This window comes from Streptomyces sp. NBC_01276, assembly GCF_041435355.1.
Taxonomy (GTDB): Bacteria; Actinomycetota; Actinomycetes; order Streptomycetales; family Streptomycetaceae; genus Streptomyces.
In genome coordinates this window covers 2,548,258-2,562,433 of the sequence record NZ_CP108442.1, presented here as the reverse complement: position 1 = coordinate 2,562,433, position 14,176 = coordinate 2,548,258, and the positions used below count along the sequence as shown (strand labels likewise).

The following is a 14,176-nucleotide window of genomic DNA, read 5'->3' as shown; positions in this document are numbered from 1 at the left end:
GGCCCGTCCGGCAGATTGAGAACGTGAGATGCGCAGGATACTTGTCGTGGGGGCCGGCCAGTCCGGTCTCCAGCTCGCCCTCGGCCTCCAGGCCAAGGGGTACGAGGTCACCCTCATGTCCAACCGGACGGCGGACGAGATCCGCACCGGGCGCGTCATGTCCACGCAGTGCATGTTCGACTCGGCCCTCCAGCACGAGCGCGACCTCCAGCTGAACTTCTGGGAGCGGCAGGCCCCCCGGATCGAGGGAGTCGGCGTCTCGGTCGCCGCCCCCGACACCTCCCGCCCCATCGACTGGCTCGGCCGTCTCAAGGGCTACGCCCAGTCCGTCGACCAGCGCGTGAAGATGGCCGGCTGGCTCGACGCCTTCACCCAGCGCGGCGGCCAGCTCGTCATCCACGGCGCCTCCGTCGCCGACCTGGACTTCTTCTCCCGCACCTACGACCTGGTGCTGGTCGCCGCCGGCAAGGGCGAACTGGTCTCCATGTTCGAGCGGAACGCGGCGCGCTCGCCCTACGACGCCCCCCAGCGCGCCCTCGCCGTCAGCTACGTCCACGGACTCGGGCCGCGCCCCGAGCACCCGGAGACCGAAGCCGTCCGCTGCAACCTGGTCCCCGGCGTCGGCGAACTGTTCGTCATGCCGACCCTCACCACCTCCGGCCGGGCCGACATCCTCTTCTGGGAAGGCCTCCCCGGCGGCCCGCTGGACGTGTTCCGGGGCGTCAACGACCCCGGGGAGCACCTGGCGCTGACGCTGGAGCTCATGGAGAAGTTCACGCCCTGGGAGTACGCCCGCGCCACCAAGGTGGAGCTGACGGACGCCGGCGGCACCCTCGCGGGCCGCTACGCCCCCGTGGTCCGCAACCCCATCGGCCGGCTGCCGGGCGGCGGCCTGGTGCTGGGCGTGGCGGACGTGGTCGTGGCGAACGACCCGATCACCGGGCAGGGCTCGAACTCGGCCGCCAAATGCGCGGCCTCGTACCTCTCCTCCATCCTCATGCACGGCGACCAGCCGTTCGACGAGGCCTGGATGAAGGCCACCTTCGACAAGTACTGGTTCACCACGGGCATGCCCGTCACCCAGTGGACCAACGCCATGCTCGGCGTCCCGCCGGAGCACGTGCTGGACCTGATCGGCGCGGCCGGCCGGCTCCAGCCGGTGGCGGACCGTTTCGCCAACGGCTTCGACAACCCGGCCGACTTCGACTCGTACTTCTTCGACCCCGAGGACACGGCCGACTACCTGGCCGAGGTGTCCTCCGCGCTGTCCCCCGCCTCGGCGGAATAGCCCGCGTCGTCCCCCGCCGTCGCGCGCTCGGGCAGCGGCGGCGGGGTGAACTCCGCCAGCGGGATCCCCTCGGGATCCGGCCGCACCGCCCCCAGCAACGGGTTCGCGGCGATGGGGGACACCTTCACGGTGGCACCCGGACGGGGCGCCTGGATCACCTTCCCGTCCCCGATGTACAGGGCCACGTGGGTCGCCTTCGGGAAGTAGACCACCAGGTCGCCCGGACGCAGCCGGTCCAGCGGCACCCGGGGGAGCCGCGCCCACTGCTCCTGGCTGGTCCGGGGGATGGAACGCCCCGCGTGCTCCCAGGCCTTCGAGGTCAGCCCCGAGCAGTCGAAGGAGGCCGGCCCCTCGGCGCCCCACACGTACGGCTTGCCGATCTGCGCCGTCGCGTACCGCAGGGCGGCGCCACCGGCGGCGGTGGGCGTCCCCGTACGGGCGGGCAGCCGGCCGGAGTCCACCAGCTCCCGCTGCGCCCCGGCGGTGACGGCCGCCTCCCGCCGGTCCAGCCCGGCCACTTCCTCGGGGGTCAGCGCCGCGAGCAGCCGCTCGACGTCCTTCAGCCGGCCCGTCACCTCCTCGTGCTGCTTCTTGCGCTCGACGGTGAGGCCCTGCTGGGTGTCGAGGGCCTTGCGGGCCGCCGCCGCCAGGGCGTCGGCCCGCTGCTCGCCGCGCTCCAGCCGCGCCACGACCCCGGCCTGCCGGGCACCCTGGCGGGCGGCGATCCGGCGCTGGTCCACGGCCTGTTGGGGGTCGCCGGACAGCAGCATGCGCAGGTACGGGGAGAGCCCGAGGGTGCCCTGGTACTGCTCCCGGGCCAGCCGCCCGGCGGTGGCCTTCTCGGCACCGAGCGCGGTGCGCGCCCGCCCGAGCTCGGCGGTGAGCCGGCGCTCCTCGTCCTGACCGGCCTTGAGGGCGGCCTCGGTGGCGTTGTACGCCTCGCTGGCTTCCTCGGCCCGCTGGTACAGCCCCTGCAGCCGGGTCAGCAACTCCCCGACGGGCTCGGCCCGCGCGACGGGCGGTGGCCCGGCGGCAGCGACGAGGACGGCGGCCAGACAGGCCAGCCGCAACAGTCGTTTTGTCATGTAATCACCTCCGCGACACCGCCCGATGCTGCCACGCATCCGGCCCGCAGCCTCCGACGCCGTCCGGCGGGGCTCGGGGAGTCACCCGTCCGGAGGCGGGGTCGGGGGGTGCGGTCGGGGTCGGGGTCCGGGGATGCGGGATTTCAGCCGGCCGGTATCGGAGGAGGTTCGGGTGGTTCCCGGTTGTCCAGCGTCCTTCCGTGCCGTGCCGGTCCCTCAAGGGCGCTCCCTGCGGTCGCGTCGCTTCGCGATGGCCTTCGGCCACCCTTGACCGACCGGCCCGTCCCGGAACGCCAACAGACAACCGGGAACCACCCGAAAGAACGGTCACGGGGGAAGTGAGCGAGGAGCGGCCCCGTCAGAGAAGTGCGAGGCGGCTCCGCCCGGCAGGCCCAGGACGCGGGCCGGCCGCCATGCCCGGCAGAGCCGGGGGCGGCCGGACCGCGCGCCAGGGCGACCAGAGCGTCCGGCCGTCCTCCCCCTTCGCATCAGATCGCTACGCGCTCCCGACGTCTCGGCGTCTCTCGGCCGTCTTGGGCCGGAAGGGCGATACGGGGACCGTTAGTCTTTTCCGATGGATCAAGCTGACGCATGGGAGCGTTTTGCGCGTCTCCTGCCGGAGCGCGACGCCCATGAACTCAGGGACTGCTGGGACATCGGTGAGCAGGAGGCGGGGCTCGATCGGCTGGTCGGTGCTCTCCTCCGGCACCGGGTGGCCGTCAGCGAAACCGTCCGAGCCGAGATTTCCGTGGTGGCGGAGGTGTGGGGAATGCGCGAAGCGCTCACATCTCACCTCCTGGCGTGCCCCGGTGACGGCTCGCCCGCCCTCCTGGAACTGACGGAGGGGGACCCCCTGCCGGCGCTGTCCGATTCCCGGCTGACGGACCTCGTCCTCATCCCCTGGATCCGTTGCGCGTCCGGTCGGCTTCTGATCCGTGCGCACGTGGAAGAGCCGTGGGGCGACCTGTCCCTCATCGCCGAGCACTATGCCGTTCTGGCCTCGGAAGAAGGCCCGGTCCTCCAGCTCTTCGAAGCCTTTTCCGCCTGGGAGGCCCTGACCGGACTCCTTGAGCCGACCGCCTCCTGAGACCAACCCGAAACGACCGCCGGGACATGCGAAGCGCGTAGCGATCGGACGCGCATGCCGTCCCAGAAGGCTCGCTGGACGATCTGGTCGCCTTTTGGTGCGGTCTGGATGCCCCGGGCGTTGGACCGGGTGTGGTCGGGGCCGGATTGGAGGTCTGGCCGGAGAGGGGTCGCGCATCTCTGAGAGACCCGCCCCTCCTCTCCTCCCCGTGGACCGTTCTTTTGGGGGTTTCCCGGCATTCTTTGGCATTCCGTGACAGCCCGGCCCGACGCGGAAGGACGATGAGACTGACGGGAACCCCCCAAACCCTCCCCCACGCGGGCCGAGTGGGACCCCTACCCCCGCAGCAGGCGCCCCTTCGCCAGGGTGAACTCCTCCGGGGTCAGGAGGCCCTGACGGGCCAGGTCGGAGAGTTGGGTCAGCTCCGCCACCAGGGTGGGCCCGGCCACGGGCGGGTGGGCCGGGGGCACCGCCTCCGTCGGGGGCTCGCCCCCGCTCTCCGGCTCGCCGCCCACTTCGGGCTCCCGACCCGCCACGCCCTCCGCCCTCATCCCCGCCCCGCCCCTGACCTCCTCCTCCAGCGCCGCCTCCAGTTCCTCCGCCACGCTCTCCTCCACCGCGCCGCCCTCCACCACGCCGTCCTCCCCCGCACCCTCCCCCACGCCTTCCGCCGTCGCCCACTCCGCCGCGCCCGACGCCCGGCGGAGCAGGCCGCGGAGGAGGGGGCGGCCCGGTGGGCGGACCGCGGGGGACACCGTCACACCGACCGGCCGGATGAACATCACGCCACCTCCACCCGGTCCGCCGGGATCCGGACCGAGCCCACGATCCGTCCGCCCGCCGCCCGTACGGCCACCGCCGCGTCCTGTGCCCACACGTGCTCCACCACCAGGAGCAGCGCGCAGCTGCCCCGGTCCAGGAGTTCCGCCGCCTCCCGTACGTCCTCGGGCCCGATCAGCCGCGCCACGTCGCGGCCCGCCAGGAGGCCCCGTAGCTCGACGAACTCGTCGAACTCCGCCGCCATCACCTCGCCCCCGGCCGTCTTCGTCGTGACGAGGCCGTCGATCAGGCGGACCACCCCGGTCTTGCGCAGTCCCATCACGGCCTCGACGGCCGGTACCCGCAGCTGTTCCTCCGGGAAGGCCAGGACGATGAATTCCACAGGTCCCATGCGCCGGGGCTCCCTACTCCTGACCGTTTATGACGACTCTTCGGCACACTATGACATAAGCGGACATACCCGCCCTACCCTTGCTACGTTTCCCCGTATGACCGCTCTGACGGCGAAGGTGACGGAGCCCGCTCCGCCCCCGCCCCCCGATGCCCGCGCCCCCAAGGGCCGGGGCATCGAGCTGACGCTGCTCGCCGGTGCGGTCCTGATCTCCGTACTGGGCCACGTCCACGTCGGCCTCGCGGACACCGGCCACTTCCCCCGTCCCGGCGGCCGTTACGCCGCGGGCCTCGGCGGCGCCGCCCTGCTCGCGCACCTCGCCGTCCGGTTCCGGGCCTCCTACGCCGATCCCCTCCTGCTCCCGATCGCCGTGCTGCTCAACGGCCTCGGCCTGGTCCTCATCCAGCGGCTCGACCTCGCGACCCCCGGCGAGAGCGGCGCGGGCGACCAGCTGCGCTGGTCGGCCCTGGGGGTGGTGCTGTTCGTCCTCGTCGTCGCGGGGCTGCGCGATCACCGCGCGCTCCAGAAGTACGCCTACCTCTCGGTCGCCGCCGCGCTCGCCCTGATGCTCGTCCCCGTCCTCTTCCCGGCCGTCAACGGCGCCCACATCTGGATCCGCTTCGCGGGGCTCTCCTTCCAGCCGGGGGAGTTCGCCAAGATCCTGCTCGCCGTCTTCTTCGCCGCCTACCTCGCCGCGAACCGCACCGCCCTCGCCCTGACCGGCCGCCGGATCTTCTGGAAGCTGCGTCTCCTGCCCGGCCGGGTGCTCGGCCCGATCCTGGCGATCTGGCTGCTCAGCGTGGGCGTGCTGGTCCTGGAGCGGGACCTCGGCACCTCGCTCCTCTTCTTCGGCCTCTTCGTGATCATGCTGTTCACCGCCACCGGACGGATCGGCTGGATCGCCATCGGGCTCGTCCTCGCGGCCCTCGGCGCCTATGCCGTCGGGACCCTGGAACCGCACGTGAACAGCCGCGTCGACGACTGGCTGAATCCTTTCGCCTCCATCGAGCGGGGCGAGGGCCCCGGCCAGCTCGCGCAGTCCCTCTTCTCCTTCGCCGCCGGCGGCCTCCTCGGCGCCGGCCTCGGCCACGGCCAGTCCTTCCTCATCGGATTCGCCGCCAAGTCGGACTTCGTCCTCGCCACCGCCGGCGAGGAGCTCGGCCTCGTCGGCCTCACCGCGATCCTGCTCCTCTACGGGCTCCTCGTCTCCCGGGGCTTCCGCGCCGGACTCGCCCTGCGCGACCCCTTCGGGCGGCTGCTCGCCACCGGGCTCGCCTCGATCATCGCCCTCCAGGTCTTCGTCATCGCGGGCGGCGTGACCGGACTGATCCCGCTGACCGGCATGGCCATGCCCTTCCTCGCCCAGGGCGGCTCCTCCGTCGTCACCAACTGGATCATCGTCGCGCTGCTGGTCCGGCTCAGCGACAACGCCCGCCGCCCCCGTCCCGCCGAGTACGGGCGGGAGGGGGCCGGATGATCCGCTACATCCGCTGGTGCGGGTACTTCTGCGCCCTGCTGCTCGTCGCCCTGCTGGTCAACGTCGCCCGGGTGCAGGTCTGGGAGGCCGCCGCCTACGGCGCGAACCCGGCCAACAAGCGGCCCGCCGTCCAGCGCTACGCCGAACCGCGCGGGCGGATCCTGGTCGACGGCAAGCCCGTCACCGGCTCCCGCGACAGCGGCCAGCTCCTGCGCTACGAGCGCACGTACGCCGACGGCCCGCTCTACGCCCCCGTCACCGGCTTCTCCTCCCAGACGTACGGCACCAGCTTCGTCGAGCGCGCCGAGGACGCCGTCCTGTCCGGCACCGATCCGGGACTGTCCGCCTTCCCCCTCTGGTACGAGCTCTCGCGCGGCCGCCCCGGCGGCGGCGACGCCGTCACCACCCTGCGCGCCGCCGTACAGCGGGCCGCGTACCGGGGGCTGGGCGGCAAGCGGGGCGCGGTCGCGGCCGTGGAACCGGCGACGGGCCGGATCCTGGCGCTGGTGAGCAGCCCCTCCTACGACCCCGGCCTGCTCTCCGGTACCGGTGCGAAGGTCAAGGCGGCGTGGCTGCGGCTGAACGCGGACCCCGCCAAGCCCATGCTGAACCGGGCGCTGCGCGAGACCTACCCGCCCGGCTCCACCTTCAAGATCGTGACGGCGGCCGCGGCCCTGGACTCCGGCGTGGTCGCCGACGTGGACGCGCCCACCGAGACCCCCGACCCGTATCCGCTCCCCGGTACGAGCACCCTGCTCCCGAACGCCGGCGCGGGCTGCCAGGACGCCTCGATGGCGGAGGCGGTGCGGTTCTCCTGCAACACGGTGATGGCCAAGATCGGGGTGCGGGTGGGCCTGCGCCGCATGGCGGAGGCGGCGGACCGGTTCGGGTTCAACGACGACGGGCTGCGGGTCCCCTCCTGGGTCTCGCGGTCGAACTTCGACACCGACATGAGCCCCGACCAGCTGGCGCTCTCCTCGATCGGGCAGTTCAACACCAGGGCCACCCCGCTCCAGATGGCGATGGTCGCGGCGGCGGTCGCCAACGGCGGGGAGATCAAGACCCCTTACCTGGTGGAGCGCACCACCCGGCACGACGGCTCGCAGGTCCGGTCCGCGGCCCAGCACACCCTGGGCCGGGCGATGAGCCCGGCCACGGCGCTGCGGATGCAGGAACTGATGGTGAAGGTCGTCGAGAACGGCACCGGGCGCAACGCGGCCATCAAGGGCGCGCAGGTCGGGGGCAAGACCGGCACGGCGCAGCACGGCGTCGGCAACGCCGGTACCCCGTACGCCTGGTTCATCTCCTGGGCCCGGGCGCAGGGCGCTCCGCAGCCGGCGGTGGCGGTGGCCGTGGTGGTCGAGGACGCGTCGGCGGTCCGCGGGGACATCAGCGGCAACGGCGCCGCGGCGCCGATCGCGCGGGCGGTGATGGAGGCCGCGCTGTCCACCCGCTGAAACGCCGTGGCGGCGCGCGGGGCCGGGCTGCTAGCCCTGGGGCATGACCCACGACCGCGACGCCGACGCCGCCCACGAGCTGGCCCAGGTGAACATATCCCGTCTCAAGTACCCCTTGGACTCACCGGAACTGAAGGACTTCGTCGACGGGCTCGAACCCGTCAACGCCGCGGCGGAGGCCGCCGACGGCTTCGTGTGGCGGCTCCAGGGGGAGGAGGGCGACGCGACGGAGGTGAGGATCTTCGGCGACGAGTGGATCATCGTCAACATGTCCGTGTGGCGGAACACCGACGCCCTCACCGCCTTCATGTACCAGGGGCGGCACCGGGAGCTGATGTCCCGCAGGCGGGAGTGGTTCGAGCACGTCACGGAGGCCATGGCGACCCTGTGGTGGGTCCCGGCGGGCCGGCGCCCCACGGTCGCGGACGCCGAGGAGCGACTGCTGAGCCTGCGCGAACACGGGCCGACGCCGTACGCGTTCACCCTGCGCACGTCCTTCCCGCGCCCGGACGCGGTCTAGCCGACGGCGCCCTCGCCGCCTTCCCGGATGGCGGCCGTCACCTCCGCCACGCGCTCCTGTTCCTCGGCCGCGAAGCGTTCGCGGTCGAGGGACTCCGCCAGCTCCTCGTCCTGGCTCATGAGCAGGTCCAGATTGGAATCGCCCATGTCGAAGACCCCCATCTCCAGGTAGGCCTTCTGGAGCCGCTCGCCCCACAGTCCGATGTCCTTGACGCAGGGCACGATCCGGCTGAACAGCAGCTTGCGGAACAGGTGCAGGAACTCCGACTGCTCGCTGTACTCCTCCGCCTCCCGCCTGGGTACGCCGAAGTTCTCCAGGACCTCCACCCCGCGCAGCCGGTCGCGCATGAGGTAGCAGCCCTCGATCACGAACTCCTCGCGCTCGCGCAGCTCGGCGTCGGTCAGCTGACGGTAGTAGTCGCGCAGGGCCATCCGCCCGAAGGCCACGTGCCGGGCCTCGTCCTGCATCACGTAGGCCAGGATCTGCTTGGGCAGCGGCTTGTCGGTGGTGTCGCGGATCATGCCGAACGCGGCCAGTGCCAGGCCCTCGATCAGCACCTGCATGCCCAGGTACGGCATGTCCCAGCGGGAGTCGCGCAGGGTGTCCCCGAGCAGCCCCTGGAGGCTGTCGTTGACCGGGTAGAGCATCCCGACCTTCTCGTGCAGGAAGCGCCCGAAGATCTCGGCGTGCCGGGCCTCGTCCATGGTCTGGGTGGCCGAGTAGAACTTCGCGTCCAGGTCCGGCACCGATTCCACGATGCGCGCCGCGCACACCATGGCGCCCTGCTCGCCGTGCAGGAACTGGCTGAAGTTCCACGCGCTGTAGTGCCGGCGCAGTTCGCCCTTGTCCCGGTCGGTCATCTTGGCCCAGTGGCGGGTGCCGTAGAGGGTCAGCACCTCGTCGGGGGTGCCGAGCGGGTCGTACGGGTCCACCTCGATGCCCCAGTCGATGCGCTTGGCGCCGTCCCACTGCTTGTCCTTGCCCTTCTGGTAGAGGGCGAGGAGGCGTTCGCGGCCCCCGTCGTACTCCCAGCTGAAGCGGGCCGAACCGGTGGCGGGGACCTGCCAGACGTCCTCGTGCGGGGCTTTGGTGTAGAGCTCGTGCGTCGACACTGACGCCTCCTCGACTGCCGTACGGGATGCGGTGGTTGGCAGCGTCACACGTTGGTAGACGCGCGGTCAACAAGTCGTGCGCGGGGGATTGACGCCCTTGCTGACAGGCAGTCTCATAAGAGGTGACCGCAGGTAACCCGACCGCGAGGTGCCCGAAGCCATGACGACAGTGACGGAACGAGCCGCGCTGAGGGACGCCCTCGGCCTGCTCAAGGACCGCGAGCAGATCGCCGAACGACTGCTCGAATCCTCCGCGAAACACTCCTTCGACCCGGACCGCGAACTCGACTGGGGCGCCCCGCCGATCGAGGGCAAGTACTACTGGCCCCCCGAGCTGCTCTCCCTCTACGGCACCCCGCTGTGGAAGAAGATGGGCGAGGAGCAGCGCATCGACCTCTCCCGCCACGAGGCCGCCGCCCTCGGCTCCCTCGGCATCTGGTTCGAGATCATCCTCATGCAGCTGCTGGTCCGCCACATCTACGACAAGTCCCTGACCAGCAACCACGTCCGCTACGCACTCACCGAGATCGCCGACGAGTGCCGCCACTCCATGATGTTCGCCCGCATGATCCGCGAGAGCGGCACCCCGGCCTACCCCGTCTCCCGCGTCAACCACAACCTCGCCCGCATCCTCAAGACGGTGTCCACCACCCCGGGTTCCTTCGCCTGCACCCTCCTCGGCGAGGAGATCCTCGACTGGATGCAGCGCCTCACCTTCCCCGACGAGCGGATCCAGCCCCTGGTGCGCGGAGTCACCCGGATCCACGTCATCGAGGAGGCCCGCCACGTCCGCTACGCCCGCGAGGAACTGCGCCGCCAGATGCTGACCGCCCCGCGCTGGGAGCAGGAACTCACCCGGATCAGCTGCGGAGAGGCCGCCCGCGTCTTCTCCCTGGCCTTCGTCAACCCCCAGGTCTACGACAACATCGGCCTGGACCGGCGCGAAGCCGTCGCCCAGGTCAAGGCCAGCGGACACCGCCGGGAGGTCATGCAGACCGGCGCCAAGCGGCTCACCGACTTCCTCGACGACATCGGCGTCCTGCGCGGCGTCGGCCGTCGGCTGTGGAAGAGCTCCGGCCTCCTGGCCTGAGGGGCGTCGTCTACCCTGCGTGCATGACCGTACGCGCGTACCGCAGGCTGAGCGTCGAGGAGCGGCGGGCCCAACTCCTCGACGCGGCCCTGTCGCTGTTCGCGCACCGGGCACCGGAGGAGGTCTCCCTCGACGACGTCGCGGAAGCCGCCGGGGTCTCCCGACCGCTGGTCTACCGGTACTTCCCGGGCGGCAAGCAGCAGCTCTACGAGGCCGCCCTGCGCTCCGCCGCCGACGTCCTCGAACTCTGCTTCGCGGAACCCCAGCACGGTCCCCTCACCCAGCGGCTCTCCCGCGCCCTGGACCGCTACCTCGCCTTCGTCGACGAACACCACACCGGCTTCTCCGCCCTCCTCCAGGGCGGCAGCGTCGTCGAGACCTCCCGCACCAGTGCCACCGTCGACGGCATCCGCCGCGCGGCCGCCGACCAGATCCTCGTCCACCTCGGCGTCCCCACCCCCGGGCCGCGGCTGCGGATGATGGTCCGCACGTGGATCACCGCCGTCGAGGCGGCATCGCTGATCTGGATCGACGAGGGCCGGCAGCCGGAGGCCGGCCAGCTGCGCGACTGGCTCCTGGACCAGTTCATCGCCCTCCTGACGGCCACCGCCGCCACCGACCCCGAAACCGCGGCGGCCGCGCGGGCCGCCCTGGCCCTGGAGTCGTCCGACGGGCCCGTAGGGGTCCTCGCCCGCCGCGTGATCCCGGTGGTGTCCGAGGCGGCCCACCTGCTGTGACACTGGTGGCGTGAGAAGCGAACCGACCCCCTTCGAGGGCGGCCCGATGGACGGCCGGGTCCTCCCTATCCTCCTCGGCCCGACCGGCCACCCCCCGAAGTGGTACGAGATCCCGGTCCCGGCCCCGGACGGCGGCCCCCCGACGGTCCTGCTGTACGAACGGGTCCCATCGGGCTACACGAAGCGGCTGGGCCTCCAGAAGGGCTGGAAGTACGCCTTCGCCCCGACGGGCCGGAAACCGAAGCTCCGCTGGCCCTGGACCAAACCCCAGAAGCCGTAACCCTGCCGGCCCCACTCCCGGGGCCCCGGCACCGACCCCGGCCACCCCGCAGCCCCGCCCCCGCCCGGTCAGGGCGGTCACCCCCGAGAACCGCCCGGCCAGGGCTACGGCAGCGTGAGTACCGCCAGCGCCCCGCCCCCCTCCGCCTCCCGGAACTCCAGCCGCGCACCGATCGCCTGCGCCTGCCCCACCGCGATCGTCAGCCCCAGCCCGTGCCCCCTGCCCCCGCTCCGGAACCGCTGCGGCCCGTGCGCGAGCAGGTAGTCCGGATACCCGACCCCGTGGTCCCGTACGGTCACCACCGGCCCGTCCACCGTCACCACCACCGGCCCCCGCCCGTGCTTGTGCGCGTTCGCGACCAGGTTCCCCAGCACCCGCTCCAGCCGCCGCCGGTCCGTCTCCACGTGCGCGTCCCTGACGACGACGACCTCCGTGTCCGTCCCCGACGCCCGCACCACCCTCCGCGCCAGCCGCGCCAGCTGGTGCAGATCCGTGTCCACCCGCTCGCTCCCCGAATCCAGCCTGGAGATCTCCAGCAGGTCCTCGGTCAGCTGCCGCATCGTCCGCACCCGCTCCCGCACCAGCTGCGTCGGCCGCCCCTCCGGCAGCAGCTCCGACGCCGCCTGCAGCCCGGTCAGCGGCGTACGCAGCTCGTGCGCGACATCGGCCGTGAACCGCTGCTCGCTCAGCAGCTTCGCCTGGAGCGTGCCCGCCATCGTGTCCAGGGCCCCGGCCACCGTGGAGACCTCGTCCTGGTGCCGCGCGGGATCGGTCGTGCGCGGGTCGCCGACCCGCGCGTCCAGGTCGCCGCCGGTGATCCGCCGGGCGACCGCCGCCGTCTGGTGCAGCCTGCGCGTCACGCGGGTCACGGCGAAGGCCCCCACCAGCAGCGTCCCGCCGATGGCCAGGAGCGAGGAGCCGATGATGGCGTTGTCCAGCCCCCGGATCGTCCGTGCGCTCTGCCCGTAGTCGATCGCGGTGGCCAGGGCCCGCCCGTCCGCCGGGGCGGCGGCCCACATCACGGGCTGCCCCAGGTGGTCCGCGACGACGGTGGCCCGCTGCCCGCTCACCGCCAGGGCCCGCAGTTCCGGCGGCAGCCCTTGCGGGTCGATGCCCGAACCGGGTGGCAGGGCCTCGCCCGCCTCGTAGGCGAGGGCGGCGTCGTGCAGTCTTTCCAGCGCCTTGTCGCGCGCGGTCGCGACGGTCTGCCGGGTCACCTCGGCGTGCACGAGCAGTCCCAGCACGGCCGCCAGCGAGCAGCACATCACCACGATGAAGCACGCCGACTTCCAGGTCAGCGTGGCCGTCCACGCGGGCAGCACCCGCCTCACGGCGCGCCCCCGGCGCCCGTACCGGCAGCCCCCGTACCGGCGCTCCCCGACGCCCGTGGCGCCGGCGCCGCAGGCACCCGTACGATCTGCTCCCACGTCGGCAGCATCGTCTTCTGCCGCTCGTCCCAGGACCAGGCGGTGATCAGTTCGTACCCCGGGTTGCCGCTCGGCGCCCGCAGGATCACGTCCCTTCCGGCCAGCTCGACGGCGATGACGGTCTGGGTGGTCGCCATGATGCGGTTGAGCCGGCCGGCGGAGTCGGCGGTGTAGACCCGCACGGACATCATCTTGTCCGGGAGCTCGATGCCCACCACGACCTCGTCCTTGCCGTTCCCCGTGAGGTCCCGGTAGTACGGCCGCCGCACCGGGCACTGTCCGGGCTCCTGGCCCGCGGTCCCGCACGCCCTGATCGCCGCCGCGGTCTCCGCCGGCATCCCGTCGGCCCCGGTCACCTTCCCGGGCCGTGCCCGCAGCTCCGCCTGGACCAGGGCCACCGGGTCGACGCCGCGCACGTCCTGGTCGACGACCCGCGGCAGGCCCTGTACGTACTCCGGCGGCGCGCCACCGGGATCGGCGGGCGGCACCTCGGCGCCCGCCCGCTCCGGCCACAGGTGTACGGGTCCGCTCGCCGTCGGGGTGGGCCCGGCGGCGGCGAGCCCGCCGGTGTTCCCGCAGCCCGCGAGCAGCGGCAACGGCAGCAGGAGCCCGCACAGGGCGGCACCCGCACGCGACGGCGGTATTCGCACGGTGACGGGCCCTCCTCTGCGCTGCGTACGATCGACTTCGGTCGAAGCAACTTTATGCGGAGGTACATCCCTTTTGCCGCCCTGTCCGCGGTATGGACCAGGACGGCCGTACCCGACGGCACCCGGCCGCCCGGGGCGGCCCGGGGCCCGGATCAGCCGTCCGACCGCCCCCGCCGCAGCATCGCGAAGCCCAGCCCGGCCGCGCCCACGGCCGCGATCCCGCCGCCCGCGGCGAGCAGCAGCGCGCCGTCGCCGGGCCCGTCGGCCAGCGTGTTCAGCCGCAGGGTCTGCACGGTCCCGGTACCCGCGCCGGTCCCCGTACCGCCCCGCCCGCCGCCGTCCTCGACGGAGGCGGGCAGCACCCGGCCGTCACCCCCACCGCTCCCGTGCCGGGTCCCGGTCTTGTGCCCGTCGCCGGCCACCGCGTGGGAGCCGTCCTGCGGGCGGGTCTCGCCGACCCAGGAGGACAGCCGCCCGTCGGGCCGCAGCGCGGCGTGCAGCTCGCCGGACCCGCCGAAGCCGGTGGTTCCGTCCCGGCTGGTCAGCGTGGCCACCGTGGAGCCCGAGCGCATGATGTCGGCCTGGTACGCGTCCTTGGCGAGGCGGTACACCTTCGCGGTCGAGCGGCCGTCCGCCAGGGAGATGCTCTTGACCAGCGTCCGCTGGGCCCCGGACGCCGCCGGCCTCCCGTCGGCGAGCGCCGTGGCCGCGGGCAGCGCCAGCAGACCGGCGACGCATGCGGTCACGGCGGCGGCGCGAACGGTCGAGCGGCGGCTGACGGTACTCACGGGATTC

The 14,176-nt window shown here is 72.7% G+C and carries 15 protein-coding genes; 8 read left to right on the top strand and 7 right to left on the bottom strand.

Going from position 1 to position 14,176, the window contains the following annotated elements; all coding sequences use genetic code 11:
• Nucleotides 1-28: 28 nt before the first annotated feature.
• Nucleotides 29-1,288 (top strand): styrene monooxygenase/indole monooxygenase family protein, encoded by a 1,260-nt coding sequence (locus OG295_RS10780; RefSeq protein ID WP_371676678.1) that lies wholly within the window; start codon nucleotides 29-31, stop codon nucleotides 1,286-1,288.
• On the opposite strand, the gene OG295_RS10775 is transcribed toward OG295_RS10780, so the two are convergent.
• Nucleotides 1,240-2,373, bottom strand: coding sequence for an NlpC/P60 family protein (locus OG295_RS10775; RefSeq protein ID WP_371676677.1), 1,134 nt, complete (start codon nucleotides 2,371-2,373; stop codon nucleotides 1,240-1,242). The genes OG295_RS10780 and OG295_RS10775 overlap by 49 nt on opposite strands.
• 574 nt (nucleotides 2,374-2,947) lie before the next feature.
• Here OG295_RS10775 and OG295_RS10770 point away from each other — a divergent pair.
• Nucleotides 2,948-3,460, top strand: coding sequence for a hypothetical protein (locus OG295_RS10770; protein ID WP_371676676.1), 513 nt, complete (start codon nucleotides 2,948-2,950; stop codon nucleotides 3,458-3,460).
• Nucleotides 3,461-3,795: 335 nt separating this feature from the next.
• Here the strand turns inward: OG295_RS10770 and OG295_RS10765 are convergent, their stop codons facing one another.
• Together OG295_RS10765 and OG295_RS10760 are read right to left on the bottom strand one after the other, a co-directional pair.
• Nucleotides 3,796-4,242 (bottom strand): hypothetical protein, encoded by a 447-nt coding sequence (locus tag OG295_RS10765; RefSeq protein ID WP_371676675.1) that lies wholly within the window; start codon nucleotides 4,240-4,242, stop codon nucleotides 3,796-3,798.
• Nucleotides 4,242-4,631 (bottom strand): DUF6325 family protein, encoded by a 390-nt coding sequence (locus OG295_RS10760; RefSeq protein ID WP_030232533.1) that lies wholly within the window; start codon nucleotides 4,629-4,631, stop codon nucleotides 4,242-4,244. Before OG295_RS10760 ends, OG295_RS10765 begins: the two co-directional genes overlap by 1 nt.
• Nucleotides 4,632-4,728: 97 nt before the next feature.
• On the opposite strand from OG295_RS10760, the gene OG295_RS10755 reads away from it, so the two are divergent.
• Genes OG295_RS10755 through OG295_RS10745 form a run of 3 tightly spaced genes read left to right on the top strand, consistent with a single transcriptional unit; the run spans nucleotide 4,729 to nucleotide 8,085 of the window.
• On the top strand, nucleotides 4,729-6,108 hold the full coding sequence (locus OG295_RS10755; RefSeq protein ID WP_371676674.1) for an FtsW/RodA/SpoVE family cell cycle protein: 1,380 nt from the start codon (nucleotides 4,729-4,731) through the stop codon (nucleotides 6,106-6,108).
• Nucleotides 6,105-7,565: a penicillin-binding transpeptidase domain-containing protein gene (locus OG295_RS10750; RefSeq protein ID WP_371676673.1), complete on the top strand. Its 1,461-nt coding sequence runs from the start codon at nucleotides 6,105-6,107 to the stop codon at nucleotides 7,563-7,565. Before OG295_RS10755 ends, OG295_RS10750 begins: the two co-directional genes overlap by 4 nt.
• 43 nt (nucleotides 7,566-7,608) lie before the next feature.
• Nucleotides 7,609-8,085: a DUF3291 domain-containing protein gene (locus tag OG295_RS10745; RefSeq protein ID WP_371676672.1), complete on the top strand. Its 477-nt coding sequence runs from the start codon at nucleotides 7,609-7,611 to the stop codon at nucleotides 8,083-8,085.
• Here the strand turns inward: OG295_RS10745 and OG295_RS10740 are convergent.
• Nucleotides 8,082-9,197, bottom strand: a complete 1,116-nt coding sequence (locus OG295_RS10740; protein ID WP_371676671.1) for a ferritin-like domain-containing protein — start codon at nucleotides 9,195-9,197, stop codon at nucleotides 8,082-8,084. The genes OG295_RS10745 and OG295_RS10740 overlap by 4 nt on opposite strands.
• Before the next feature lie 160 nt (nucleotides 9,198-9,357).
• Between OG295_RS10740 and OG295_RS10735 the strand changes: the two genes are divergently transcribed.
• From OG295_RS10735 to OG295_RS10725, 3 genes are read left to right on the top strand one after another with little or no spacing between them, the layout of a single operon-like run.
• On the top strand, nucleotides 9,358-10,287 hold the full coding sequence (locus OG295_RS10735) for a diiron oxygenase (protein WP_371676670.1): 930 nt from the start codon (nucleotides 9,358-9,360) through the stop codon (nucleotides 10,285-10,287).
• A gap of 23 nt (nucleotides 10,288-10,310) precedes the next feature.
• The gene (locus OG295_RS10730) at nucleotides 10,311-11,024 is read left to right on the top strand and encodes a TetR/AcrR family transcriptional regulator (protein WP_371676669.1); all 714 of its coding nucleotides are present in this window, start codon (nucleotides 10,311-10,313) and stop codon (nucleotides 11,022-11,024) included.
• 10 nt (nucleotides 11,025-11,034) lie between these two features.
• Nucleotides 11,035-11,304 (top strand): hypothetical protein, encoded by a 270-nt coding sequence (locus tag OG295_RS10725; RefSeq protein WP_371676668.1) that lies wholly within the window; start codon nucleotides 11,035-11,037, stop codon nucleotides 11,302-11,304.
• 104 nt (nucleotides 11,305-11,408) lie between these two features.
• Here the strand turns inward: OG295_RS10725 and OG295_RS10720 are convergent, their stop codons facing one another.
• The 3 genes from OG295_RS10720 to OG295_RS10710 form a co-directional block, all read right to left on the bottom strand.
• A complete protein-coding gene (locus OG295_RS10720; RefSeq protein WP_371676667.1) occupies nucleotides 11,409-12,635 on the bottom strand; it encodes an ATP-binding protein in 1,227 nt (408 codons plus the stop codon).
• Nucleotides 12,632-13,381 (bottom strand): hypothetical protein, encoded by a 750-nt coding sequence (locus OG295_RS10715; RefSeq protein ID WP_371676666.1) that lies wholly within the window; start codon nucleotides 13,379-13,381, stop codon nucleotides 12,632-12,634. Before OG295_RS10715 ends, OG295_RS10720 begins: the two co-directional genes overlap by 4 nt.
• A gap of 152 nt (nucleotides 13,382-13,533) precedes the next feature.
• Nucleotides 13,534-14,169, bottom strand: coding sequence for a hypothetical protein (locus tag OG295_RS10710; protein ID WP_371676665.1), 636 nt, complete (start codon nucleotides 14,167-14,169; stop codon nucleotides 13,534-13,536).
• Between the last annotated feature and the right edge of the window lie 7 nt (nucleotides 14,170-14,176).

What these genes read in the sequence shown, in the direction of transcription:
- OG295_RS10755 (WP_371676674.1), top strand. Translation starts at nt 4,729, where the DNA reads ATGACCGCTCTGACGGCGAAGGTGACGGAGCCCGCTCCGCCCCCGCCC.
- OG295_RS10765 (WP_371676675.1), bottom strand. Translation starts at nt 4,242, where the DNA reads ATGTTCATCCGGCCGGTCGGTGTGACGGTGTCCCCCGCGGTCCGCCCA.
- OG295_RS10750 (WP_371676673.1), top strand. Translation starts at nt 6,105, where the DNA reads ATGATCCGCTACATCCGCTGGTGCGGGTACTTCTGCGCCCTGCTGCTC.
- OG295_RS10735 (WP_371676670.1), top strand. Translation starts at nt 9,358, where the DNA reads ATGACGACAGTGACGGAACGAGCCGCGCTGAGGGACGCCCTCGGCCTG.
- OG295_RS10775 (WP_371676677.1), bottom strand. Translation starts at nt 2,373, where the DNA reads ATGACAAAACGACTGTTGCGGCTGGCCTGTCTGGCCGCCGTCCTCGTC.
- OG295_RS10770 (WP_371676676.1), top strand. Translation starts at nt 2,948, where the DNA reads ATGGATCAAGCTGACGCATGGGAGCGTTTTGCGCGTCTCCTGCCGGAG.
- OG295_RS10745 (WP_371676672.1), top strand. Translation starts at nt 7,609, where the DNA reads ATGACCCACGACCGCGACGCCGACGCCGCCCACGAGCTGGCCCAGGTG.
- OG295_RS10730 (WP_371676669.1), top strand. Translation starts at nt 10,311, where the DNA reads ATGACCGTACGCGCGTACCGCAGGCTGAGCGTCGAGGAGCGGCGGGCC.
- OG295_RS10780 (WP_371676678.1), top strand. Translation starts at nt 29, where the DNA reads ATGCGCAGGATACTTGTCGTGGGGGCCGGCCAGTCCGGTCTCCAGCTC.
- OG295_RS10760 (WP_030232533.1), bottom strand. Translation starts at nt 4,631, where the DNA reads ATGGGACCTGTGGAATTCATCGTCCTGGCCTTCCCGGAGGAACAGCTG.